Annotated in this window: 30 protein-coding genes and 1 tRNA gene; 20 read left to right on the top strand and 11 right to left on the bottom strand. The window is 70.1% G+C overall.

The features are described 5' to 3' along the window. Positions 1-6 precede the first annotated feature (6 nt). Genes OG707_RS23285 through OG707_RS23250 form a run of 8 tightly spaced genes read left to right on the top strand, consistent with a single transcriptional unit; the run spans position 7 to position 7452 of the window. Positions 7-444, top strand: a complete 438-nt coding sequence (locus tag OG707_RS23285) for a phage tail protein (protein ID WP_329121358.1) — start codon at positions 7-9, stop codon at positions 442-444. Position 445: 1 nt separating this feature from the next. Further along, positions 446-1168 carry a CIS tube protein gene (locus OG707_RS23280; RefSeq protein ID WP_329121356.1) on the top strand — a complete coding sequence of 241 codons (723 nt, stop codon included), beginning with the start codon at positions 446-448 and terminating at the stop codon, positions 1166-1168. After that, on the top strand, positions 1165-3045 hold the full coding sequence (locus OG707_RS23275; RefSeq protein ID WP_329121354.1) for a VgrG-related protein: 1881 nt from the start codon (positions 1165-1167) through the stop codon (positions 3043-3045). Before OG707_RS23280 ends, OG707_RS23275 begins: the two co-directional genes overlap by 4 nt. Before the next feature lie 31 nt (positions 3046-3076). Continuing rightward, positions 3077-3508 carry a GPW/gp25 family protein gene (locus OG707_RS23270; RefSeq protein WP_329121352.1) on the top strand — a complete coding sequence of 144 codons (432 nt, stop codon included), beginning with the start codon at positions 3077-3079 and terminating at the stop codon, positions 3506-3508. Continuing rightward, on the top strand, positions 3508-5460 hold the full coding sequence (locus tag OG707_RS23265) for a putative baseplate assembly protein (RefSeq protein WP_329121350.1): 1953 nt from the start codon (positions 3508-3510) through the stop codon (positions 5458-5460). Before OG707_RS23270 ends, OG707_RS23265 begins: the two co-directional genes overlap by 1 nt. Continuing rightward, a complete protein-coding gene (locus OG707_RS23260) occupies positions 5457-5654 on the top strand; it encodes a hypothetical protein (protein ID WP_329121348.1) in 198 nt (65 codons plus the stop codon). Before OG707_RS23265 ends, OG707_RS23260 begins: the two co-directional genes overlap by 4 nt. Beyond that, positions 5651-6235, top strand: coding sequence for a phage tail protein (locus tag OG707_RS23255; RefSeq protein ID WP_329121346.1), 585 nt, complete (start codon positions 5651-5653; stop codon positions 6233-6235). The genes OG707_RS23260 and OG707_RS23255 overlap by 4 nt, the downstream gene beginning before the upstream one ends. A gap of 8 nt (positions 6236-6243) precedes the next feature. Further along, positions 6244-7452 carry a discoidin domain-containing protein gene (locus tag OG707_RS23250; RefSeq protein WP_329121344.1) on the top strand — a complete coding sequence of 403 codons (1209 nt, stop codon included), beginning with the start codon at positions 6244-6246 and terminating at the stop codon, positions 7450-7452. A 9-nt stretch (positions 7453-7461) separates the two neighbouring features. On the opposite strand, the gene OG707_RS23245 is transcribed toward OG707_RS23250, so the two are convergent. Further along, positions 7462-7716, bottom strand: coding sequence for a hypothetical protein (locus OG707_RS23245; RefSeq protein WP_329121342.1), 255 nt, complete (start codon positions 7714-7716; stop codon positions 7462-7464). 323 nt (positions 7717-8039) lie between these two features. Between OG707_RS23245 and OG707_RS23240 the strand changes: the two genes are divergently transcribed. The 4 genes from OG707_RS23240 (at position 8040) to OG707_RS23225 (ending at position 10771) form a co-directional block, all read left to right on the top strand. Then, entirely contained in the window at positions 8040-8744 is a 705-nt protein-coding gene (locus OG707_RS23240; protein WP_329121340.1) for a 4'-phosphopantetheinyl transferase family protein, read from the top strand. Position 8745: 1 nt separating this feature from the next. Then, positions 8746-9579: an NAD(P)H-binding protein gene (locus OG707_RS23235; protein WP_329121338.1), complete on the top strand. Its 834-nt coding sequence runs from the start codon at positions 8746-8748 to the stop codon at positions 9577-9579. 91 nt (positions 9580-9670) lie between these two features. Next, positions 9671-10627, top strand: a complete 957-nt coding sequence (locus OG707_RS23230; protein ID WP_329121335.1) for a hypothetical protein — start codon at positions 9671-9673, stop codon at positions 10625-10627. Positions 10628-10698: 71 nt separating this feature from the next. Beyond that, positions 10699-10771, top strand: a tRNA-Arg gene (locus tag OG707_RS23225). Positions 10772-11358: 587 nt separating this feature from the next. On the opposite strand, the gene OG707_RS23220 is transcribed toward OG707_RS23225, so the two are convergent. The 4 genes from OG707_RS23220 to OG707_RS23205 form a co-directional block, all read right to left on the bottom strand. After that, on the bottom strand, positions 11359-11574 hold the full coding sequence (locus tag OG707_RS23220) for a DUF6243 family protein (RefSeq protein ID WP_329121333.1): 216 nt from the start codon (positions 11572-11574) through the stop codon (positions 11359-11361). Between the two features lie 229 nt (positions 11575-11803). Then, complete coding sequence (locus tag OG707_RS23215; RefSeq protein WP_329121330.1) at positions 11804-12658, bottom strand: hypothetical protein; 855 nt, start codon at positions 12656-12658, stop codon at positions 11804-11806. A 120-nt stretch (positions 12659-12778) separates the two neighbouring features. Beyond that, on the bottom strand, positions 12779-13093 hold the full coding sequence (locus tag OG707_RS23210; RefSeq protein ID WP_329121327.1) for a glyoxalase/bleomycin resistance/dioxygenase family protein: 315 nt from the start codon (positions 13091-13093) through the stop codon (positions 12779-12781). A gap of 76 nt (positions 13094-13169) precedes the next feature. Next, positions 13170-13604 carry a VOC family protein gene (locus OG707_RS23205; RefSeq protein ID WP_329121325.1) on the bottom strand — a complete coding sequence of 145 codons (435 nt, stop codon included), beginning with the start codon at positions 13602-13604 and terminating at the stop codon, positions 13170-13172. Between the two features lie 182 nt (positions 13605-13786). Between OG707_RS23205 and OG707_RS23200 the strand changes: the two genes are divergently transcribed. Next, on the top strand, positions 13787-14653 hold the full coding sequence (locus OG707_RS23200) for a hypothetical protein (protein ID WP_329121322.1): 867 nt from the start codon (positions 13787-13789) through the stop codon (positions 14651-14653). Here the strand turns inward: OG707_RS23200 and OG707_RS23195 are convergent. Next, positions 14647-15084, bottom strand: a complete 438-nt coding sequence (locus OG707_RS23195) for a hypothetical protein (protein ID WP_329121320.1) — start codon at positions 15082-15084, stop codon at positions 14647-14649. The two genes, OG707_RS23200 and OG707_RS23195, sit on opposite strands and share 7 nt — an antisense overlap. A gap of 93 nt (positions 15085-15177) precedes the next feature. On the opposite strand from OG707_RS23195, the gene OG707_RS23190 reads away from it, so the two are divergent. Then, positions 15178-15384, top strand: coding sequence for a dehydrogenase (locus OG707_RS23190; RefSeq protein WP_329121318.1), 207 nt, complete (start codon positions 15178-15180; stop codon positions 15382-15384). Here OG707_RS23190 and OG707_RS23185 read toward each other — a convergent pair. After that, on the bottom strand, positions 15374-16141 hold the full coding sequence (locus tag OG707_RS23185) for a DUF6928 family protein (RefSeq protein WP_329121316.1): 768 nt from the start codon (positions 16139-16141) through the stop codon (positions 15374-15376). The two genes, OG707_RS23190 and OG707_RS23185, sit on opposite strands and share 11 nt — an antisense overlap. A 135-nt stretch (positions 16142-16276) precedes the next feature. On the opposite strand from OG707_RS23185, the gene OG707_RS23180 reads away from it, so the two are divergent. From OG707_RS23180 to OG707_RS23165, 4 genes are all read left to right on the top strand, one after another. Then, positions 16277-16735: a hypothetical protein gene (locus OG707_RS23180; RefSeq protein WP_329121314.1), complete on the top strand. Its 459-nt coding sequence runs from the start codon at positions 16277-16279 to the stop codon at positions 16733-16735. After that, positions 16732-17193, top strand: a complete 462-nt coding sequence (locus OG707_RS23175) for a hypothetical protein (RefSeq protein WP_329121312.1) — start codon at positions 16732-16734, stop codon at positions 17191-17193. Before OG707_RS23180 ends, OG707_RS23175 begins: the two co-directional genes overlap by 4 nt. A 42-nt stretch (positions 17194-17235) precedes the next feature. Beyond that, positions 17236-18222 carry an NAD-dependent epimerase/dehydratase family protein gene (locus OG707_RS23170; RefSeq protein ID WP_329121310.1) on the top strand — a complete coding sequence of 329 codons (987 nt, stop codon included), beginning with the start codon at positions 17236-17238 and terminating at the stop codon, positions 18220-18222. A gap of 228 nt (positions 18223-18450) precedes the next feature. Then, positions 18451-18825, top strand: coding sequence for a hypothetical protein (locus tag OG707_RS23165; protein ID WP_329121308.1), 375 nt, complete (start codon positions 18451-18453; stop codon positions 18823-18825). Here the strand turns inward: OG707_RS23165 and OG707_RS23160 are convergent. Together OG707_RS23160 and OG707_RS23155 are read right to left on the bottom strand one after the other, a co-directional pair. After that, positions 18803-19093 carry a DUF397 domain-containing protein gene (locus OG707_RS23160; RefSeq protein ID WP_329121306.1) on the bottom strand — a complete coding sequence of 97 codons (291 nt, stop codon included), beginning with the start codon at positions 19091-19093 and terminating at the stop codon, positions 18803-18805. The genes OG707_RS23165 and OG707_RS23160 overlap by 23 nt on opposite strands. Next, positions 19077-19904 (bottom strand): helix-turn-helix domain-containing protein, encoded by an 828-nt coding sequence (locus OG707_RS23155; protein ID WP_329121303.1) that lies wholly within the window; start codon positions 19902-19904, stop codon positions 19077-19079. The genes OG707_RS23160 and OG707_RS23155 overlap by 17 nt, the downstream gene beginning before the upstream one ends. 632 nt (positions 19905-20536) lie before the next feature. Here OG707_RS23155 and OG707_RS23150 point away from each other — a divergent pair. Then, complete coding sequence (locus tag OG707_RS23150; protein ID WP_329121301.1) at positions 20537-21460, top strand: hypothetical protein; 924 nt, start codon at positions 20537-20539, stop codon at positions 21458-21460. Positions 21461-21525: 65 nt separating this feature from the next. Further along, positions 21526-21693, top strand: coding sequence for a hypothetical protein (locus OG707_RS23145; RefSeq protein WP_329121298.1), 168 nt, complete (start codon positions 21526-21528; stop codon positions 21691-21693). Here the strand turns inward: OG707_RS23145 and OG707_RS23140 are convergent. Next, positions 21690-22037: a hypothetical protein gene (locus OG707_RS23140; RefSeq protein ID WP_329121296.1), complete on the bottom strand. Its 348-nt coding sequence runs from the start codon at positions 22035-22037 to the stop codon at positions 21690-21692. The genes OG707_RS23145 and OG707_RS23140 overlap by 4 nt on opposite strands. Before the next feature lie 28 nt (positions 22038-22065). Further along, positions 22066-22503 (bottom strand): hypothetical protein, encoded by a 438-nt coding sequence (locus tag OG707_RS23135; protein WP_329121294.1) that lies wholly within the window; start codon positions 22501-22503, stop codon positions 22066-22068. Between the last annotated feature and the right edge of the window lies 1 nt (position 22504).

Here is a 22504-nt window from a genome sequence, read left to right as displayed (position 1 = left end):
GTCACCATGCCCACCACCCTTGACCCCGGCACCACCGTCTTCTTCAAGCTGACCATCGACGGCCAGAGCCTCGGCACGTTCAACGGCTGCGACGGTCTCGCCTCCGAGGTCGAGGTCGAGCAGCACCAGGAGGGCGGCAACAACGGGTTCGTCTGGCAGCTCCCCACCCGCGTCACCTTCTCCACCATCCGCCTCACCCGCCCCCTCACCCCCGACACCGCCAAGGTCGCCGCGTGGATCTCCTCCCTCGCGACCGGCATCTCCCGGCCCACCGCCCAGATCGCCGCCCTGCGCGCGGACGGATCGGTCGTCGCCCAGTGGGGGCTGATCGAGGTGCTGCCGGTGCGCTGGACCGGGCCGACCCTCGACCCGTCGAACCCCGCCGTGGCCACCGAGGTCCTGGAGATCACGCACCACGGGTTCACCGACGCCGGGGGTGTGTGACATGGCCGCCCCCACCGGAGGCAAGGCGGCAGGGCTCTCCCGCGCGTCGCTCTCCATCCACCAGCCGCCCACCGATCTGGGCGGTTCGATGGGCGGCACCATCGGCGAGGTGAAGTTCCAGTTCAACCCGTCCCAGGTCCAGTTGGGCCGGTCCGCGAGCTGGCACACCGCTCCCGCCGTCGCCTACACCCGGGGCGCGCCCCCGAAGTTCACCGGCGCCCAGCCCGCCACGCTCCAGCTGGAGGTGTTCCTCGACGCGTCCGGGACCCCCGGCTCCAACACCGTGCAGAAACAAGCAGAACTCCTGCTCTCCTGCTGCGAGGTGACCGAGCAGTCCGTCAGCTCGAAGGCGCCGTCCCCGCCGTGGGTGAAGTTCTCGTGGGGCTCCTTCTCCACCGTCCAGTTCGTCGCGTACGTGACGAGCGCCAACGCCACGTACACCCTCTTCAGCCCCAACGGGGTTCCCCTCAGGGCGACTTGCTCGCTCTCCCTCACGGAGATCGCGACCAGCACCAAGGGCCAGAACCCCACCTCCGGCGCGCTCTCCGCCCGCCGCACCACCCGCACCGTCGCGGGCGACACCCTCGCCTCGCTCGCCTGGCGCGAGTACGGCGACGCCACCCGGTGGCGCGTCATCGCCGAGGCGAACGGCATCGACGATCCGATGCGGCTGCACCCCGGCACCGAACTCCTGCTGCCCGCGTCGACGGAGGCCACCGTATGAGCGAGAAGACCTTCACCACGGTCCTCCATGCCGAGCTCGGCGGGGCGGTCCTCCCGGATGCGCTCGCCGTCCTCCTCGTGGAGGGCTGGGTCGACTCCAGCGTCAATGTCCCGGCCGCCTTCCAGCTGGTGTTCAGCGACAAGGACGGCCGGGTCGTCGAGAAGTTCCCGCAGATCAAGGTGGGTGCGAAGGCCGTCCTCTCGCCCTTCGCGGACGGCCGCCGCGGCGACCCGCTGCTGACCGGCGAGATCACGGCCCTGGAGGTCGACGGCGACCCGGCGACCGGCCGCCATCTCGTCGTACGGGGCTACGACCCGGGCCACCGCCTCCTGCGCAACCGCCGCGTCGCCGGCTACCCGAACATGACCGCGTCCGACATCGTGCGCAAGCTCGCCGCCCTCAACGGTCTCTCCCTGGGCCGCGTCCAGGCGACCCCGACCGTGTACGACCTGGCGACCCAGCCCAACATCACCGACTGGGACTTCCTGGCCCGCCTCGCCGCCCAGAACGACGTCCGCCTCTCCTTCGACAACAAGGGAAAGCTCGAATTCGCCTCCCTCCCGAAGGCATCGGCCGCCCCCTCCGACACCACCCCGGCCGCCCAGAGCCCGTACGTCCTGGACTTCGGCCACAACACCCTGCACAGCCGCCTCGCGGTGACGGCCGCGGGCCAGGTCAACCGGGTCTCCGTACGCGGCTGGGACATGCGCACCCGCCAGCAGCTCTCCGCCCCGACGACCGCCGCCACCAGCCAGGACATCGTCTCGGACATCACCCCGGCCCAGCTGGCGGCCCCCTTCGGGAAGGCCGAACTCACCGCCACCCACATCCCGTACACGACCCAGTCCGAGGTCACGCACGCGGCGAAGGCCCTCGCCGACGACGTCACCGGCTCCTTCGCGGAGCTGGAGGTGGCGGTCACCGGGAACCCGTCTCTCGCCCCCGGAACGCCCGTCGCCGTGAAGGGCGCGGGCTTCCCCTTCGAGGGCAAGTACACGGCGACCGGAGTACGTCATGTCTTCGCGTCCGGCGAGCAGTTCACGACCTGGCTGACCGTCTCGGGCCGCCAGTTCCGTTCGCTGTACGGGCTCGCGGCCGGCGGCCAGGACACCGCCCCGCCGATGCCGGGCGTCGCGGTCGCCCTGGTCACCAACACCAAGGACCCCCTCAAGCTCGGCCGGGTCAAACTCCGCTTCCCCTGGCTCTCCCAGACGTACGAGAGCGACTGGTCCCGCGTCGCCCAGTTCGGCGGCACCAAGGGCGGCGGCCTGCTCCTGCCGGAGGTCAACGACGAGGTGCTGTGCGCCTTCGACCGGGGATCGCTGGAGCACCCGTACGTCCTCGCCGGCCTCTACAACGGCGTCGACAAGCCCACCCGCGAGCCGAACAGCATCCCCGCCGTCGACCCGACCAGCGGCCAGATCAACTGGCGTGCCCTGACGGCCCGCAGCGGCCACACGGTCGAGCTGATCGAGGACGGCACCAGCACCCGCCGCAACAGCGGAATCCTCCTCCAGACCGGCAACGGCAAGCTGACCGTGCAGCTCAACGAGGCCCGCACCACCCTCACCATCTCCAGCAGCGGCGAGGTCACGATCAGCGGCGCCCGCAAGGTCGAGATCAGCTCCGGAGGCGACCTCTCCCTCAAGGCGGGCGGCACGCTGCGGATGAGCGCGGGCCTCGGCGTCGACATCAAGGCGGGCGCGAAGTTCGGGGTGCAGGCGGGCGGCGAGGTCGCGGTCAACGCGGGCGGCGCCGCGGAGATCAACGCGGTCGGAACGGCCGGGATCAAGGCGGCGGGACCCGTGACGGTGACCTCCACGTCGACGGTCCTGCTCACCGCGCCCGCCGTCCTCCGCAACGGCATTCCGTTCTGACAGGCCGTCCCCGTACAGGAGTTGATGAGAGATGAGCGAGCACTTCGTCGGGGCCGGCTGGTCCTTCCCGATGCGCACCGACCCGGGCGGCGCGATCGCGCTGTCGCGGCGCGACCGGGAGATCGAGGAGTCGATGCGCCTGGTCCTGGCGACCGCGCCGGGCGAGCGCCCCATGCGGCCCGAATTCGGCTGCGCCGTCCACGACTTGGTGTTCGCGCCGGCCAACGACGCGACCGCGGGCCGCATCCGCCACGAGGTCCGCACCTCGCTGGACCGCTGGGAGCCCCGTATCGAGGTGGACGAGGTGACCGTCACGCCCGCGCCCGACGAACCGACCGTCCTGCACATCGACGTCCGCTACTCCGTGCGCGGCACCAACAACCCCCGCAACCTCGTCTTCCCCTTCTACGTCATCCCCTCCGAGGCCGCCCCCGGCCCGGCGGAGACCGAAAGCAGCCTGTGATGGCCCTTCCCGCACCCCATCTCGACGACCGCCGCTTTCAGCAGTTCGTCGACGACGCCAAGCGCTACGTCCAGCAGGCCTGCCCCGAGTGGAGCGACCACAACGTCTCCGACCCGGGCGTCACCCTCATCGAGGCCGTCGCGCACATGGCCGACCAGATCGTCTACCGCCTCAACCGGGTGCCGGAGAAGAACCAGCTGGCCTTCCTCGACCTGCTCGGCATCACCCTGTTCCCGCCCGCGGCCGCCCGCGCCGACGTCACGTTCTGGCTCTCCGCGCCGCAGCCCGAACCGGTGGTCCTGCCTGCCGGTACGGAGGTCGCCACCGGCCGCACCGAGACGCAGGAGGCGGTGGTCTTCGCGACCGCCGACCCGCTGACGGTCATCCCCTGCGAGCTCCTCGCCGTGCTGCGCCAGCCCAACGGCCAGGCGCCCGAGGACCGTTCGCAGGACGTCTTCGCGGGCAGCGACATCCCCGCCTTCTCCGCCGCCCCGCAGCCCGGCGACACCCTCTACTTCGGTCTGACGGCGGCCGTCCCGCGCTGCACGGCCGTACTGCGCCTGGACAGCCGCGTCGACGGAGTCGGCGTCGACCCGCGCCAGCCGCCGCTGGTGTGGGAGGCGTGGACCGCCGAGGGATGGACGCAGTGCGAGGTCGACGAGGACTCGACGGGCGGCCTCAACCGCCCGGGCGAGGCCGTCCTGCACATCCCGTCCGGGCACGCGGTCTCGCGCCTGGGCCGCACGGACGCGGGGTGGCTGCGCTGCCGGGTGGTGGAGGCCGTGAAGGGCCAGCCGTTCTACAGCGCGTCGCCGACGGTGCGGGGCGCGTCCGCGTTCACGATCGGCGGGACAACGGCGGCCACGCACTCCGATTCCGTACGCGACGAGCCCCTCGGCGACTCGCAGGGAGTCCCGGGCCAGCGGCTGCGCCTGGCGCACGCCCCGGTGGTGACGACGCCCGCGCTGTCGCTGCAGGTCTCGGCGGGCGAGGGCTGGGAGGAGTGGAAGGAGGTCTCGGACTTCGCGTCGTCGGGTCCTGACAGCCGGCACTTCACGCTGGACGCGGCGACGGGCGAGATCGCGTTCGGCCCGGCGGTGCGGCTGCGCGACGGCACGATGCGCCAGTTCGGGGCGGTTCCGGCGAAGGGGGCGGCGGTCAGGGCGGCGCTGTACGGAACGGGCGGGGGCCGTGGGGGAAATGTGGCCCGAGGGATGATCCAGGTCCTCCAGAGCTCGATCCCGTACATCGCCCGCGTCGAGAACCGGGAGGCGGCGCGCGGCGGAGTGGACGGCGAGAGCGTGGAGGAGGCGAAGGCGCGCGCCCCGATCACGCTGCGCGCGCAGGAGCGGGCGGTGACGGCACGCGACTACGAGGAGCTGGCGCGCAGGGCGGCCCCCGAGACAGCGCGGATCGCATGCCTGGCGGCGGACGCGGCGGAACAGGGCGAGAACGCGGTCCGGGTCCTGGTGGTCCCGCAGGCGGTACCGGACCTGGGCGGCCGGATCCGCTTCGAACAGCTGGTCCCCGGCGAGGAGTTGCTGGACCGCGTCACCCGCTTCCTGGACGACCGCCGCCCGCTGGGCACGCGACTCTCGGTGGGGCCCCCGTACTACCAGGGCGTCACGGTGGTCGCGACGCTGCACTCGTTCCGCGCGGCGCGAGCGGAGAAGGTCCAGGCGGAGGCGCTGGACGCGCTGTACGCGTACCTCGACCCGCTGACGGGAGGCGCGCACTCGACGGGCTGGCCCTTCGGCCGCCCGCTCAGGGCGGGCGAGATCTTCGCGGCGCTGCAGCGGGTGCCGGGGGTGGAGCTGGTCGACGAGGTCCTGCTGCACCCGGCGGACCCGCTGACGGGCCGCAGGGGCGAGGCGACGGACCGCATAGAACTGTCCCCGTCGGCGCTCCTGTTCCCCTTCGACCACCGCGTCCGCGTGATCGAGGCCCGATGAGCACGCTGTGTGCGGCCGCGGGCCCGCGTCCCGAGCGGCACGTCGCGCTCGACCAACTCCGCGCCCAGGCACCGCTGTTCGCCACCCGAGCGAGCGCGACGCCGCGCCGCGCCGGCACATGTCCCGGGCGAGACGGCGCGACCGACAGCACCGCCGACCACAGCACCCACACCCGCCCGAGCGTGATCCGATGACCCAGCCGATCCCCGCCTCTTCCCGCGGCACCGTCCCGGGCCTGCTCTCCGCCCACCCCCTCGGCGAGCAACTGCCCGCCGTGTACGCCGACGACGACTTCGCCATGCGGTTCGTCGCCGGCCTGGACACCGTCCTGGCGCCCCTCTTCACCGTCCTCGACTGCCTGGAGGCGTACTTCACCCCCGCCCTCGCCCCCGAGGACTTCCTCGACTGGCTCACCGAGTGGGTCGGCACCGAGCTCGACGGCACCGAGCCCCTGCCCGTACGCCGTCACGCCGTCGCCGCCGCGATCTCCCTGCATCGGCTGCGCGGCACCCGGCGCGGACTGGCGACGGCCGTCCAACTGGCCTTCGGCGTACGCCCGGAGATCGAGGAGAGCGGCGGCTCCACCTGGTCGGCGCGCCCCCTCGGCTCCTTCCCCGGAGCCCCGCGCGCCGGCCTCCGCGTCGTCCTGCGCGTCCGCGACCCGAGCACCGTCGACGTCCACCGGCTGCGCGCCGTCGTCGCGGCGGCCCGCCCCGCACACCTCCCCTTCACGGCCGAGGTGACCTCCACCATCCCCGCCCCTGAAGGAAGTTGACCGTAGAGATGTCCGCCAACCCGACCACCGCGACCTGCCCCGACTGCTCCACCCCGGCCCGTATCACCGGACAGTCCTTCTGCGACGCGTGCGGCGCGTTCCTGCGCTGGGACGCACAGGGCGACGCCATCACGCCCACCCCGCGTACGGAGCCGGAGCCCCCGCCCTCGCGCAGCGCCTTCGACGACCCGCGCACGATGACCATCACCGCGACCCCGCCGGGCGGCGTGAAGGCCACCCCGCCGTCGGTGCCCGCGCCGTCCACGACGGGCGCGTTCGGCCCGCCCGACGCCTCGTACGCACCACCGGCACCGACTGCCGCGCCCGTCACGCCGCCGGTGGAAGCGGACACCGTCCCCCAACCCGCCACTCCTCCCGACCAGAGCGCGGCCCGCGCCCTCCTCGTCCCCGTACCCGACTCCGGCCCGTACCCCGCGCAGCCACCCGGCGGCGTGCTCCCCGGCCGTCCCGAGGCGGCCCGCCCCAAGGTCCGCGACCACCACACACCCCAGCAGCCCGCACACGGCACCCCCTGCCCGCACTGCGCGACCCCCAACGCCCCCCTCCGCCACTTCTGCCGCAGCTGCGCCACCCCGCTCTCGCCGCAGAACGCCCCCACCGCCGAGGGCCCGTACGCAGGCCAGCGCCCCAAACTCCAGCAGGGCAAGGGCCGTTGGATTGCACGCGCCCTGGTGGCGACGGCGGTCGTCGCGGCGGTGGTCGGCGGAATCTTCGGCGGCCCGCCCGCCGCCCGCGCCGTACAGGACCACTTCGCCAAGCGCGTCGCCGTCCACCCCACCGCCTGGAAGGCCTCGCACTCCTCGGGCGGCCACGACGCGAAGCTCGCCTTCGACAGCTACTCCAACACCTGGTGGGGCACGGGTTACGCGGGCGACTCGGCCGGCCAGTACCTGGAAGCGACCTTCGGCCAGCCCACGGACCTGCTGAACCTGGTGATCACCCCCGGCACCTCCGCACGTACGGGCCAGTCGGTGTCACAGGCACGCCCGCAGGAGTTCGACGTGGTGGTCACCGACTCCGGCGGCAAGATCCACACCTTCCACCGGCGCATCGACGACGGCGGGGTGCAGCGCCTCGACGTACGGGTGCGCGATGCGGTGTCGGCGCGGCTGGTGCTGCGGTCGGCGTACGGGGCGGGCCCGGCGAAGCAGGTGGCGATCGCGGAGCTGGAGTACTTCGGCCGCTCGACGTCCTGAGAGGAGGCGTTACCTCGGCGGCGGCGGGTCCTGGTAGTAGCGCGGGTCGTAGCCCTGCTGCTGTTGCTGCGCCTGCTGCTGCACCCGGTCCATGCGCTTCCGCCGGGTGTACTGGAGCACGAACCCCAGCACGATCCCGGCCGCCCCGCCCCACATCAGGATCGCGCCGAGGATGTTGAGGTTGATCCAGTTCGGTTCCCAGGTCACGGCGTACTTCAGGATGGCGCCGATGATCATCAGGGCAAGTCCGCCCGCTGCGGTCATGGGGTCGCGCCTCCTCAGGTCCGGGTCTCCGGACCAGCCTGCGGCCGGCCCCCGCGGGTGTCCTGGTGAGCGCGCCCGCACTGGGCCGAACGGAGCTAATCCCGCCCGGATCGCCCGGACCCGCCGGATTCGAGGGGCGGCGCGGCGACGGCGCAGTGCGTACGGGACTGGGGCCGCCGGCAGTCGGGGGCCGGCTTCCTGAGGCCACGGGCGGCAGGGACATCACCATGCCCGGATCATCCCGCGCAAGGCCCGCCCCGGCCACCGTTACCCCAACTGACTTACTCCCCAACGCAATTGACGCACCCGCCTATGCTGCACAAGTGATCGCCAAGGAGACGCTGCAGCCGACCGAGCTGCGACCGGGCTGGGAGCAGTCCGTGCGGCCGCCCGACTCGCCCCGGATCTGGCTGGTGCGCACGCGGGCGTTCCAGCCGGTGGTGGACCGACGGGCGGAGACCGTGCTGGACGAGGCCGAGAAAACGAGGGCGGCCAGGTTCCGCAGGACGGACGACCGGGACACGTACCGAGCAGGCCACACGGCACTACGCCTCCTGCTCGGCGCATACCTGTCGACGCCCCCCGAGTCGCTGGATCTGACCCGCCTCCCGTGCCCCACCTGCCAGGAACCGCACGGCCGCCCGGTGGTCCGAGGCAACCCCCTGCACTTCTCGCTCTCCCACGGAGACGGCCTCTGCCTGCTGGCGTTCGCGCGGACGCCGGTCGGCGTGGACGTGGAGAAGATCCCGACCCTGGACCTGGCGGACGAGGTGGTAGAGACCCTGCACCCCCAAGAGATAGCCGAACTCGAGGCGTACGCCCCCGAAACCCGCCCCCAGGCCTTCGCCCGGGTCTGGACCCGCAAGGAGGCGTACCTCAAGGGCCTGGGCACGGGCCTGGGCCGCGCCCCGTCCCTCGACTACCTGGGCACGGCACCGGACGAACCGACAGCCCCCGAGGGCTGGACGATCAACGACATAGCGGTCGGCGAGACGCACGCGGCAGCCCTAGCGGTGGAGGCCCGCTGAAATGATTCTGATAACAGGAGTCACGGGAACGGTGGGCCGAGAGGTGGCCACCCAGCTCGCGGCAGAGCACCCCACCCGCCTGATGGCACGAAACCCAGACCGAACAACGGTGCCCCACACCGAGAAGGCACAAGCGGACTACAACGACCAGCGGTCACTCCGCCGAGCCCTCCAGGGAGTCCGCGCCGCATTCCTCGTAACGAACCACCCCACAGAACCGCACGACGAACGGTTCCTGGAGGCGGCGGCAGCCGAAGGCGTCGCGCACATAGTGAAACTGTCGGCGGCGGTGGTGGCCGACGAGACAGACGACTTCATCACGCAGCGCCAGCGGGCAATAGAACAGGCCGTGCGCACAGCAGGAATGACCTGGACGCTACTCAGACCGAGGGCGTTCATGTCGAACACGCTGGCCTGGGCGCAGGGAATCCGGTCGGCGGACACGGTGTCCGCCCAGTACGGCGACGCCCCGAACGCCCCGGTGGACCCGCGAGACGTGGCCCGCACGGCGGCCCGAGCCCTCACGGAAGAGGGCCACGAGAACAAGACGTACACGCTCACAGGCCCCGAGCGCCTCACCCCCAGAGACCAGACACGGATCCTGTCCGAGGTCCTGTCCCGCCCCCTGCACTTCAGAGAGCAGACCCACGAGGAAGCCAAAGCCCACCTCACGCACCGCTTCCCACCCCCGGTGGCGGAGGCACTGCTGCAGCGCTCAGCCCTGCAGTCAACGGGCGGCAAGTCCCTCCAGGGCAACACCCCACCGGACCCGACGGGCCGCCCCCCGACGACGTACGGCACGTGGGCAAAAGACCACGCACACCTTTTCGCCTAATCCCCGAACACGTAATCGATGGCCCACTTGTCCGGGTGACCTGGCAGCGGTTCCGATCCGGTGGAACTTGCCAGTGGCTAGGTTCCCCGGCATGTCCGTGAGCGCGCACCACGAAAGCCTGCATCAGGTGTTCCAGGAGGACACCGAACTGTTGGCGATGGCCATGGAGAACCTGCTGGGTCTGGAAGTGGGGGTGGTGGAGTCGGTCGAGGTGCTGGATCCGACAGCCACTGAACTGCGGCCGATCGAGCGCCGAGCCGACTCGCTCTTCCTGGTGCACAGCTCACTGGGCCAGTTCGTGGTGGTCGTGGAGTCACAGGGCAAGAGGGATGACGACAAGCGGCGTATGTGGCCGTTCACGGTGGCCTACTGCGCGGAGAAGTTCGAGGCGGAGGCGGTGCTGATCGTGGTGACGGACAGCGAGCCCACCGAGAAGTGGGCAACGGCCCCCATCGAGACCGGCTTCCCCGGCTTCCCGACGCAGCGCACGTGCGCCCATGTGCTGGGGCCGTCGACGGTTCCGGTGATCCACAGCCTGGAAGAGGCGGACGACAACATCTCCCTGTGGGTGCTGTCCAGTCTGGTTCACGGTCGGGGCAGGCGCGGGGCGGGCATACTGGAACCGTTGGCTGCGGCGCTGTGGCTCCTGTCGGTGGAGGACCGAAGGGTCTTCACCGTGTACGTGGAGGCGGGGCTGACCGGGTCGCCCGCCCTGAACATCTGGAGGCAGCTGATGACCACGATGAGCTTGAAGAACCCGCACGAGTCGGCCATGTGGTACAAGGCCAAACTTGAAGAGCGGGCGATGAAGAAGGGCCTGGAAAAAGGCCGGGAAAAAGGCCGCGAGGAAGGCCGCGAGGAGGGCCGCGAGGAAGGCCGGGAAGCCGAGCGCGGTCACTCGGTACTGCGAGTACTGGAACAGCGCGGCCTCGAGGTGTCCGACGAGGTACGAGCCAGGGTCGAGGCCTGCCGGGACCTGGAACAGCTCGATGTGCTCTTCGACAGGGCCTTCGCGGTCGAGCGGGCGGCGGAGATCTTCGCGGACTGAGGTACGGGTCGGACCCCTCGGGGCCTGATCCGCTACCCTGTCTGAGGCCACGCTCCTCTGGTGGTCCGAGCGCCTCCGTAGCTCAGGGGATAGAGCACAGCTCTCCTAAAGCTGGTGTCGCAGGTTCGAATCCTGCCGGGGGCACAGGGAGCAACACACGACGAAGGCCCAGGCAGACCGGTGTGAATCCGGGAACCTGGGCCTTCGTCGTGTGTGCTGGTCGTGGGCAGGTCCGGTGCCCTCACTCATGCTTCTTGGTCTTGTGCGGGAGTCAGCTCCCACTGTTCCATTTACCCCATGACACCGAGATCTTCCGTGGGCGAGATCAAACGCCGCTTCAGTCCGCATCCCGCTCAAATACCAAGAACGACCTGGCAGAAACTAAATCGAGCAAAAACGGACTCAGGCTGGCCGCTACTAACGCTCAATTTTTTTGGCTTCACCCTATTTGTCGCTGTTTCCATATATTTCGCAACCTCTGTGCGTGCATTCTCAGCCCTGTATTGGTGGTTCGGCGTCAGCTGCATCCTTGGCCTGTTGCGGACTGGACACGTAATGGTGTGCGTCGCCAGAGGCGAGGCAGGACAGCTCGCACCGCAGGCGCCCGGAACCTTGTCACGAAGCGGCAGGTACCGAGGGAGGCACTGAGTCCGGACGCGGCCGGCGCGTACGACGAAGGCCCAGGCAGACCGGTCAGAAACCGGAAACCTGGGCCTTCGTCGTACGTACCGTCAGCTCTGCTCGGCGTCGTCGTCCGCCTGCGAACTGACCTCAGCTCCAGCAGCCTTCTCACGCATCTTGCGCACCAGCTCCGCCTTCTGGTCGGCCGCACCCTGGCGGTCGAGGTTGCGGTGCGGCCCGTTGTTCTGCCGTTCGGCGCGCGACTGCCGCTTGCGCTGGCCGCCGCCCTGGCCCACGGGGTTGTTGATGTTCTTGCTCACGGTCACGGGCTCTCCCGGTAATGAAGTGAAGTGATCTACGGATTCAGGGGTGGGCGGCGACGTCGAAGGACGTCATGCGCGGCCCATCACGCTCTCCCTCGTAAATCACCGTCTGGAAGAACATGACAAAGACGTTACCCGGTTCCGCGGGGGCCGCACGCCAACCGTTTCACCGCCCCGGAGCCGGCCGGGCGTCCGGCGCGGTTCGGCCCAGCTCTCTGGCGCTCCGAGTGGATCACGTCCTCGAGACGGTGAGCCGTCCGCCCGGGCAGGCGCTTTCCGAGGCAGCCGGATTCTGCAGGGGCCGGATCAAGCACCGGTGTCGCACGAGGTCGGATCGCTCGGCCGGGGTCAACCTCCTCGGCTCGCCGAAGAAGTCCTGGTCAGAGTCGGGCTTCTCGTCGACGTCGAAATGGAACGCGGCATCGGTGAGGTAGTCGCGGCGGAAGTCGGTCTTCCACTGCGAGTTGTGGCCCCAGCCCAGCGACCCGTCGGAGGTCTCCCGGGAACGGCGCACGAATACGCCGTGGAGCAGTGACCTGTCCGCGATGCCGGCGACCAGGTGCTGGGCACCGGCACGCACCATCACACCGCTGCGGCTGAACAGCATCTCCCCGAACATCAAGCCCGGCCAGACCGTTCCCGTGATCTCAACGGGTGCCCCCAGGTGCTCGTGCTGCGCGACCTCAACGACCTCATGGAAGAACGGTTCGAACGGGACTTCACCGATCGGGACCATGCCGAGCCGGGCGAATCCGCCCACGTACTGGTCACGGGTGACGTGTGGCCAGCTCTCGGGCTCGCGGAAGTGGTGCGCCCAGGGGATGTCGGATCCCGGCGGCAGCAGCGGCTGCAACTTGTAGATCAGTGCGTCGCTGACGCGGCTCAGCGCGTACGCCGTCTCCAGCGGATCGCCGAACTCGTACTCGGTCCGCGTCCATCCACCGAAATCGGCCAGCGGTGCGAGGGCTTCCCGCACGGCACCGGCGTGCTCGTCCAGCCACGGATCGACGACGTCGAGGAAGACGTCCGCACCCTGGTATTCCTCTATGGCATGGAAGAGTTGGCGGACGCGCAGTGCGGGGATCACGCGTGCAGCGTAGGCAGCCCGGACCGTGCGGTCGACCGGGTTTCTCGTACGTTGCTGTGCCCGGGGGTCAGGCCCGATATCCCCCGTGTCGCCAACCGGCCGCGAAACGTTGCACCTTGATCAAGTCGAGTGGATGGCGACAGTCCGGCCGTCAGGGTCCGTGAGCAGGTGGTGCCCGGGCGCCAGCGGGGGCGTGGCGGAGGCGCCGGTCACGGCCAGGCCCAGGCGCATGATGCCGGTCTCCCGGCCGGCACGGGCCGGGTAGATCTCGAAGACCATGCCGTCCGCGAGCACAGCCGCGTAGTGACGGGGGCCCTGGTCGTGCTGTTCGGTCGCGAAGTTCAGGCCGAGGTCGCCGTAGAACGTCAGGCATTCTTCGAGCCGGGGCGAGTACAGGACCAGCAGGGTCGCACGGATGCTGCTCGGGGTACTCATGGGACTCCTGGCCGGCACGGCGAAGCGGTAAGCGGTAAGCGGTAAGCGGTAAGCGCACGGGGACGTGGTGAGGCCCTCAGTCGAGGCAGAACTCGTTGCCCTCGATGTCCCGCATCCCGATGCACGACTCGTTCTCGTCATCGGCCAGCAGCACCCGGTCGCACACCGCGCCCAGCGCGACCAGCCGATCGCACTCCGCCTGGAGCGTGGCGAGGCGCTCCTCGCCCACGAGGCCGGTGCCGACCCGCACATCGAGGTGGACGCGGTTCTTGACGACCTTGCCCTCGGGTACGCGCTGGAAGAACAGCCGCGGGCCCTCGCCCGTGGGGTCGCTGCAGGCGAACCAGGCGCCCCGCTTCTCGGGCGGCAGCGACTCGTTGTACTCGTCCCAACTGGCAAAGCCCTCAGGCGCCGGCGGTACGACGTACCCCAACACCTCGCACCAGAAGCGGGCGACGCGCTCGGGGTCCGCGCAGTCGAATGTGATCTGGACCTTCTTGATCGACGCCATCGGCACACCATAGTGCGTGTCGCTCGGGCGGTCTGCGCGTACACAGGGCCTCCATTTCCGCGTACGGCCGGATCCAGTACGGGAGTTGGCTCCGCACGACCGCCCCTGCCCGACACCCACGGTTTCCGAGACCCACATCCGGCCGCCACCCCACGACCACCCCGGAGCGGGAGGCTCCGGTCATGTCGATCACGCCTCTGACGCGCCGCACCGCGTCCGCCGCCCTGGCCCTCACCGCCGCCGCTGCCCTCGCCGTCCAGGCGACCCCGGCCCACGCCGACTCCAACGCCGTACCCACGTACGAGGTGAAGATCAACCTCACCACGGCCGCCCTGGACTCCTCGCACGCGCCGCTCGCCGCGGTCAAGTCGGCCTTCGGGATATCGGGTTCGGCCTCGGCCTCGGCGCGCAGTTACGCGTACTACGACACCGACGCGCAAGCGCTCGGCGCGCAGGGCTGGGACGTACGGCTGCGGCACAAGAGCGGCAAGGACTTCGAGGAGACGTACAAGAAGCGGTTCGCCGTCACGGGCGGGGACATCAACGCCGCGCTGACCGCCGCGAACGCCGCCGGGTTCGACAGCAGCGACACGAACTACGAAGCCGAGGTCGACTGGGGCTACGCCAAGCAGACCCTCAGCTTCAGCAACGAGAAGAGCCACAGCGCCAGCGGCTACTCGGGTACGGCCATGCCGACCGGCGCCACCGGCCTGGGCTGGCTGAACGGCGAGATCCCCGGCAAGCTCGCCGACTGGAACACGGACGGCTGGGGCACGGACACGCTCGCCGCGTCGCGCGTACACGGGCCGGTGACGTCGTCCGTCTACTCCGGCGCGTGGGAGTCGTCCGACGACGCGAGCATCGAGGTGGTGCCGGTGGTCGGGGCGGGCGGCAGCGGTACGGAGTACGTGGTCGAGCTGTCGTTCAAGACGGACGACTACGACGACGCGGCGGCTCTGCACGCGGACGCGATCTCGGTCGCGGACGCCAAGGGCTGGCTCTACAAGGGGGACATCCTCAAGACGCAGACGATCCTGGACCGTTACTGAGGGTCCTGCTTGCCGGGCGGCGTGCGCAGGCGGGCGGTGAGCCAGGGGGTGAGGATCATCCTCGGCACGAGCTCCTTGTACGCGCGCTCGCCCGGCATGGGCACCACCAGCCAGTACCCGGCGGCGGTGAGCGGCAGCAGGAACTGCCACCACTTGGTGACGGCGTGGACGTACGCGGTCCCGTCGTACACGGCACGCAGGAACGGCCCCACTTCGCCGGGATCCAGGTCGAAGTGAACGGTCTCCACGGTCACCGCGGCCTGCCCGTCTGCGTACAGGACGAGGGTGACGGCGGGGGATCCGCTCAACTCGGCGGAGACGTCGGGCCCGGCGCCGTCCGCAGTGACGACGGTACGGCCGAACTCCGCTGCGATCTCGCGGACGGTGGCAAGGGCGGCTTCGGCGCTGCCGGCCGGCTCCGGATAGCTCATGATCCACACCCAAGCAGACCGGGCCGCTGGATACGCGCATCCGCGGGCCGGCCGCGGCAGGGCCCGCACCGGCCTCGCGATACCGTGCGCCCCATGCCGCCCGACGTACCGCCCACGTGCCCAGAGTGCGGCCGGCCCATGACGTTCGCCGGCTTTCTCCTCTCCCTGCGCGAGGACGACGGCAAGCGTGCCTGCCGTGGGGGCTGGAAGTGCGGGGCGGGGCACGTCTGGTGGAACTGGGCCGACCGGCCCGACGAACCCGTGGAGCGGTGCCCGCACCCGCAGCTCTTCAGGGGCTGACAGGGCCAACGCTCTCGATCAGCTGACCGTCCGGCCCCATCGTGTAGAAGCGCGGAGGCCCCATCGCCTCCATCGCGCGCTTGAGCGCTGCCTCCCTCTCGGCGGAGTCCGGGCCGTGGGGGGTTTGGATGTGAAAGCCGAAGAGTTCGATGCTGTCCACGTCGACGTCGTCAGGTTCGGGACGGCCCTCCCTGACGAACCCGCAGAGGGCACGCAGTGCGTCTTCGCCGAGCTCGAGCGGGTGGAAGGGCAGCGCGTACGGTTCCTCCTCCTCGCCGGGCCACGGGACGATGTCCGCGGGGCGCTCCCCGGCCCAGTAGGGCGCCTCGAACGGGAGCGGTTCGCCGATGTTCTCCAGGATCCCGCTGTCCGGCGACAGGCTCAGGGAGCGGACGAGCCGCCTGTCCTCCCACACGGCGAACGCCAGCCAGTCGACCACGCTGTGCATCGCGTGCAGCACCAGGCGCCGGCCGGCGCTCGCCGCTATGAGGTGCGCCGGAAGCTGCGACGGCAAGTCGATCATCACCCTCTGATCGCCGACGATTTCCAGGCCCGGCCAGCTGGCCGCGTACGCCGTCCCCTCGGGCGGGCACACGCCACCGTCGAGCACGCGGCCCTCGGTCTCCTCGATTTCCCAGCCCGGATAGAACCGCCTCATCATCGCGGCCGTACGCTCCGCGCTCGCCTCACCGACCTGCCGCAGCGCCTCGGGGATGTCCCCGTCCGCGTAAACGAGCAGTCCCGTCTTTGCCCCCATCGGCCTCTCCCCAGAGCTCTACGATTGATCAGTGGGCGAACGCTATCCGGCAGGTCTGACATCGGCGGCTGTCGACGGGGATGTCAGACCTCTTCTGGGGAGCGCGAAGGCTGGTTCGACTGAACGAGGTTCCCGATGACGGTTTTCCAATGCCTCAAGTGCCACCAGGCAGTGACACCGGCGGTCATCGAGCGACCCCTACCGGCCCCCGACACGGACGAAGGCTGGTATCGGTCGGAGGCATCGGCCACCGACGCCAACGGGCATTCCCCTGAACCCATCGTGAGGATGGCCCCGGGGACCTTTGCGGTGGATCCCTGTCCGTCGGGGCCGCCGTATGTACTGGATGAGGCGTCCGGCTTTCTGGTGGAGTCCGGGCCTGTCGGAACCATCGTTCTTCATCCCGGTGACGGACTCGGCCTGAAGGAGCACCCCGACATCTCCATGCGCCGCGGCTACTGCTGTGGGATGGACGGGGAATGGGGTCCCAACCTGGTGTGCGGCTGCGGAGCGGTCATTGCCACCCTCTACTCGGATTGCTATCAAGTGCAGGAGCTACGGCTGCAGCCCGACGCAATCGAGCGCTGCGAATGATGCCTGCTCCGAAGCAGGGGCGCCCGCGGCGGAAGCGGGCGCTGGTCTGGTTTCTGGCCGTGTGCGTGGTGGGGATCGTCGCCGTGGCTGTGTGGGCCGCCGTGGCTCTCCTCGCTCCCGCCCGCGAAGGGGCGGAGGAGGCCGTCGAGCGCACTGCGGGGATGCACCATGACCAGCACCACCCGGAGTTGCGCTTCTACGTGCCGACGTACGCGAAGACCGAAGCGGACGGCACCGCCGTCCTCCGCTACGAGGTCGGCGACGGCCCCGACTCCTCCGTCGCGGACTTCCTCCGGACCTACGACATCACCGCCGAGCCGAAGCGCACCGGGCCGACCGGGGAGACGTACACGGATCAATTCGGGGACATGCGGCGCGTGTTCACCGTCACCTACGACAAGCACGGCTCATCCGCGCGCATCACCGTCCGGGCAACGCCGCTGCTCAGCCCTGGGTGAAATCGCCCTGGCCAGGCGCGGACCTGGTGCTTGAGTGGCGACATGGAGATCTTGATTCTGGGCGGAACAGCATGGTTGGGACGCGAGCTGTCGCGGCAGGCGATCGCGCGCGGGCACAAGGTGACGTGCCTTGCCCGTGGCGAGAGCGGTGACGTCGCCGACGGGGCGCGGCTGGTGGTCGGTGACCGGCGTGAGGCGTCCGCGTACGAGGCGTTGCTCGACCGGGACTGGGACGCCGTCATCGAGGTGTCCTGGCGGCCCGGCTTCGTCCGGGAGGCGCTCGACGCGCTGGGCGGCAGGGCCCGGCACTGGACCTACGTGTCCTCCGTCAGCGCCTACGCCACCCATGCCGTCGCGGACGCGGACGAGTCCACGCCCCTGCTCCCCGCGACCGACCTGCGCGAGGCCGACCGTGAGTCGTACGGCGAGGCCAAGGTCGCCTGCGAGCAGGCGTCGGCGGCCGTCGCGGGTGACCGGCTCCTCATCGCGCGCGCCGGGCTCATCGGCGGGCCCGGTGACCGCAGCGGACGGTCCGGATACTGGGTGGCGCGGGCCGCGCGCGACACGGGCGGGGCCATGCTGGTTCCCGACACAACTGCCATGCCGACACAGGTTGTTGACGTACGGGACCTGGCGGGATGGCTGCTCGATGCCGCGGAGGCGGGGACCGTCGGTACGTACGACGCTGTCGGTCCCGTCGTCCCCTTCGGGGAGTGGATCGAGTCGTCCCGCACGATCGGCGGGCACAACGGTCCCGTCATCACCGCCGGCACAGAATGGCTGCTCGAGAACGGTGTCGCCGAGTGGATGGGGCCCGAGTCGATGCCCATGTGGGTGGTCGAGGCCGGCTGGGAAGGGCACGGGGCCCGGAGCGGGGCCGCGGCACGCGCCGCGGGGCTCCGGCACCGGCCGCGGGCGGAGATGCTGGCCGATACGTTGCGGTGGGAGCGCGAGCAGGGGCTGGACCGGGAACGGCGTGCGGGCCTCAGCGCCCGTCGCGAGCGCGAGCTGCTCGACGCTCTCGGCTGAGGCGGGGCCCGGCGTACAGGGGGCTACTCCTGGCCGGCCCAGTAGTCCGGCGGAAAGTCACCGGGGGCCGTTTCCCAGGCACTGGTGTTGTGAGGGTGGCCCACAGTACGTCCGCCTCGCGGTGGCTCAGATGCGCGTCCACGCGGACGCCTTGCCATTCTGACCCGCCAACGGCCACCCCACCCATCTCGAACAGGTTCAGAAACGGGCCAGTACTGTCCTCGGATCATGAAGTCACTGCTCTTGCTGACTGCGCTGCTCGCCGTCTTCGCCATTCCGACCGCCTTGGTCTGGTGGCTGCGACGCCGAGCGCAGGTCCCCTCCTGGATGCTGAGCGTGTTCCTGCTGGCCGGGTGGACAGCGGTGGTCGTCGGCGGGGCTCTCTCGCAGCGAGCGCAGCCGTTCCTCTTCCCGGAAACTTCGCCTTGCCACAGCACGGGCGCTCCGGTCTCGCAATACTTCCCGCCCGACTCGTTCTGCCTGCACGACGACGGGGAACTGCGGACAGTGAACGGGCTGACCAGCAAGTTCGTGTTCTGGGCCGCCTTCGGCACAGCCCTTGCCGTACCGGGCGCGATGGCTATCCGAGCGGTCCGGCGCTGACCGCCGCCACGAATGCCGTCCAGGCGGTGGCCGGGAAGGCGATGGCGGGGCCGTGGGGGTTCTTGCTGTCGCGGACCGGGAGGTGGGCGGGGCAGGCGGCGTCGTTCACTTCGAGGCACTCGCCGCTGTCACCGCCGCTGTACGTCGACTTGCGCCAGACATCGCTGACTTCGAGGCAATCGCCGCTACTGCCGCCGCTGTACGAGGACTTGCGCCAGGCCGGGATGAGCGAGGCGTCGGGGATCGTGTGCCTACTGCTGCGCTTCATGCTCGTAATCCTCTGCGACAGTCCTGATCAGCGCCAGGGAGTTGCGGTGCGAGAGTGCGTCGCCCAGAGCGTGATCGTAGGCCACCTGGCATTCCCGTACCACGGACGGAAGTTCCCACACCCGGCCGGATTTCAGGCCCTCCACGTAGGCGATGGGCGGCAGTTCCTCGAACCACATCAGGGAGACGAAGCCCTCCAGCAGGGAGTGGTATCCCACCGAGAAGGGGAGCACATGCACGCGGACGCGGCGGCTCTCCGCCAGCGTCACGATGTGACGGAGCTGTTCGCACATCACCGCCGGACCGCCGATCGGGCGGCGCAGCACCGCTTCGTCTAGGAGCGTCCACACCTTGGGCGTGTGGAAGTCGTCGAGGATGCGGGCCCGGGCGAGGCGGGTGGTCAGGAGCGCCTCGTACTCCTCGTCGCTCTTGGGCGGGTAGCCGGAGCTCAGCACCACGCCTGCGTACGCCTCGGTCTGGAGAATTCCGGGGACCAGCTTGGATGCGTACTCGCGAATCGCCGTCGCCTGCGTCTCGAACTCCAAGGCCTCCGCGAAGTGTTCGGCCACGACCTTGCCGTCCAGCGTGGGCAGGAAGTTCACGAAGAATCCGCCCGTGTTCAGCGCCCGGTCCAGGCTCTGCGCGTCATGGATGTCCGGCCTGCGGCGGCCCGCCTCGATGTGGGCGATGTGGGTGCGCGACATGAAGGCACGCTGGCTCAGTTCCTCCTGGGTGAGGCCCGCCTCCTCCCGGCGGCGTTTCAGCTCCTCGCCGTACTGCTGGCGCGACTTCGGGTTGTCCTCGATGGCCATGCCGCCAACTCCCCTGTGTGCAGGTTGCGTTGTCACTCTGCGCTATCTGGCGAGCGTACGCACCACGGCATCAGGCTGTGTGTGGTTCAACACATACGGTGAGAGGTGTTGCGGAGTGGCGGAAGTTCGGTGCGGGCCCGGCGCGTTTGTCGCCCATACGGAGACCGAGGTGTACGGCCCGGGGAAAGTCCTCGCTACTGATGGAGAGTTGAGGCGGGTTCGCTTCATTCATTTCGTGGCGACCATTCCCGTGCATTCGCTCCGCGCGGCCTCCCCCGAAGAAGAGGAGGTGGTCCGGGAATGGCTCAAGGAGAAGGCGATGCAGTACGGGGGCCGGTGGTGAGCGGTGACGCCGTCATCAGCTTGCGGGTTTCGCGGGACGGCGGCCGGAGTTGGGGGCCTCGGGTCACCTATCAGCCCGACCGGGCCGGCGTTCCCATGGAGTCCGTCGGGCGCTTTCCGCCGTGCGCGTGCCCGAAATGCATTGTGGTGAAGTGACCTTGTGTGTCCGGGCGTTGATGTAGCGTAATTCCCATCACGCCTCGTTCCTGACATGAGGCGGCCCGAGTCGCTGGCTGGAACCGGCTCCTCGGGCCTACATCACGAGTGCCACGCTTGAAGGAGCACCCGACATGTTGCGCCATGTTATCGCGCCCGTACGTTTCTTCTCCCAGATCTCCAACGAGATCATCCGCCACCCCCGGCTGTCCTCCGACGCCGTCCGGCTGCTCGTCTGGCAGCTCTCCCTCCCCGCCGAATCCCGTCAGTCACTCTCCGAGACCGCCGTACGGGCCGGGATCAAGAAGCGCGCCTTCCAGAACGCCAAGGAGCAGTTGAAGGACGAGGGCTACGTCCACGAGTGGCGCGAGCAGGTCGCGCGCGGGCGCTGGCAGACCCGGCAGCTGGTGTCCGGTACGCCGCTGAGCTGCGAGGACGCGGCCCGCGTACGCGACGAGTGCGCAGCCCCCGCACCGACGGACGACGAACCGGTCGTCGGTGAGCCGACCCGTCGGGACATCGGCCGTCTTCCAGACAATCCCCCTGGGACAAACACCCTCCAACCCTCCGCCTCCGCCTCCCCCGCCCAGCTCACCGAGGCCGAGCAGTGCGTGGACAGCCTCGAACAGCTCGATCCCCGGCTCCGCGTGCCCCGCGCCATGCTGTCCGAGCTGGCGGCGCTCGCCGCCCAGTGGCTGGCTGCGGGGTTTGCCGTGGACGGCGTACGGGCGGGAATCCTCCAGCAACTGCCCATGTCAGGTGAGGCAGTTCACCGGCCCGGTGGGCTCGTGCGGTACGTACTGCGCCAGGTGCCTGCGCTCGACACGGCGGCGCCTGCGGCCCCCGCACCGCCGCCCCGCGTCGCGCAGATGGTCGAGTGCGCGGGCGACCGGCACACTCAGCCGCTCCTCTTCCGGCCCGTCGCGGGCGAGGACCTGTGCCCCGCCTGCCGACAGTCGCGGGCCGAGGTCCAGCTCCGGACCGAGCCCGTCGCCGTACGCGGTGCGGCTGCGGCGCGAGCCGCGCTGGAGGGGGCACGGGGCTCTCGCGCGACCTGAGGGGCCTGGGCGGACCCGGCATATCCCAGTGCCGATTGTCAGTGGTCGCCCGTACTGTCCTCCGTATGTCTTCCACCACGCACCAGCCCGGATCCGCGCGCCTCGACGCCGCCGCGACGAACGACCGGATCCGGGCCCTCGTCGACGCCGACGCGCTCTCGGCGGACGTGTACGAGCAGTTGCTCATCCAGTGGGCCGCTGCCGCGCCTGCGGAGTACATCCCCGCGGCTTAGGAGGACTGCTCCGGCACCACCGCGTCGAACAGGGGCCAGCCGTCCCGCTCCACCGACCCCTCTGCGGGAAAGGGATCGCGAGCCAGGGCCGCGTCCAGCAACGCCCGGACGGTGCCCGGCTCGTGGAGGTTCAGATACGCCCGGTCCGGCAGACGCATCACCGCACCCTCTTCGAAGTAACTGTCGGAGACGATCCGGTCGGGTCCCGGTCGGAACACCAGCCGCAGGCGGCCCTTGCTTCCCGGACGCCACAGCGTCACCGTGCTTCGGCACCCGGCGTAGCCCCGCGCCCGGTCGTGCCGGTGCCCGAAGCACCAGCCGTACACCATGTCGCCCACCACCATGCGTCGGACTCTGCGTCGGCTTCCCATGTCAGAACCCGATGTCGCCCGGCTCGTACGAGTGCAGGCCGATCGGGAGCAGGGGGTTCACCAGCGCCTGCACGTACCAGGACGCGTCCGTTGACGGCCTGTCCGCCGCCGGGCTTCGCCCGTTGATGTTCGGGATGAACGCGCACTCCGTGCGGCCCGCCTGGAAGAGGAGCGAGCCTCCCGTCTCCGCCTCCTCGTGGTGGACGCAGATGCCGACCTCCCGCTTGAAGTTCTCCGGCGCGTCCAGCAGCGCCAGCACCTTGTCCGCCGCCTCGATGTCCGCGAACTCCCAGTCGTACGCGTCGTCGATGCTCACCATGTACGAGAGGCCCAGGGGCTCCTTCAGGGACCAGCCCGCACCCGCCAGGGCCTCCACCACCGCGCGTACCGTCACCTCCTGTCCGAAGGTGAAGTCGATGTCGGAGATTCTCGACGGCATG

Source organism: Streptomyces sp. NBC_01465, assembly GCF_036227325.1.
Classification (GTDB): Bacteria; Actinomycetota; Actinomycetes; order Streptomycetales; family Streptomycetaceae; genus Streptomyces.
The sequence above is the reverse complement of the archived record's forward strand: the minus strand, read 5'-3'. Positions and strand labels throughout refer to the sequence as shown.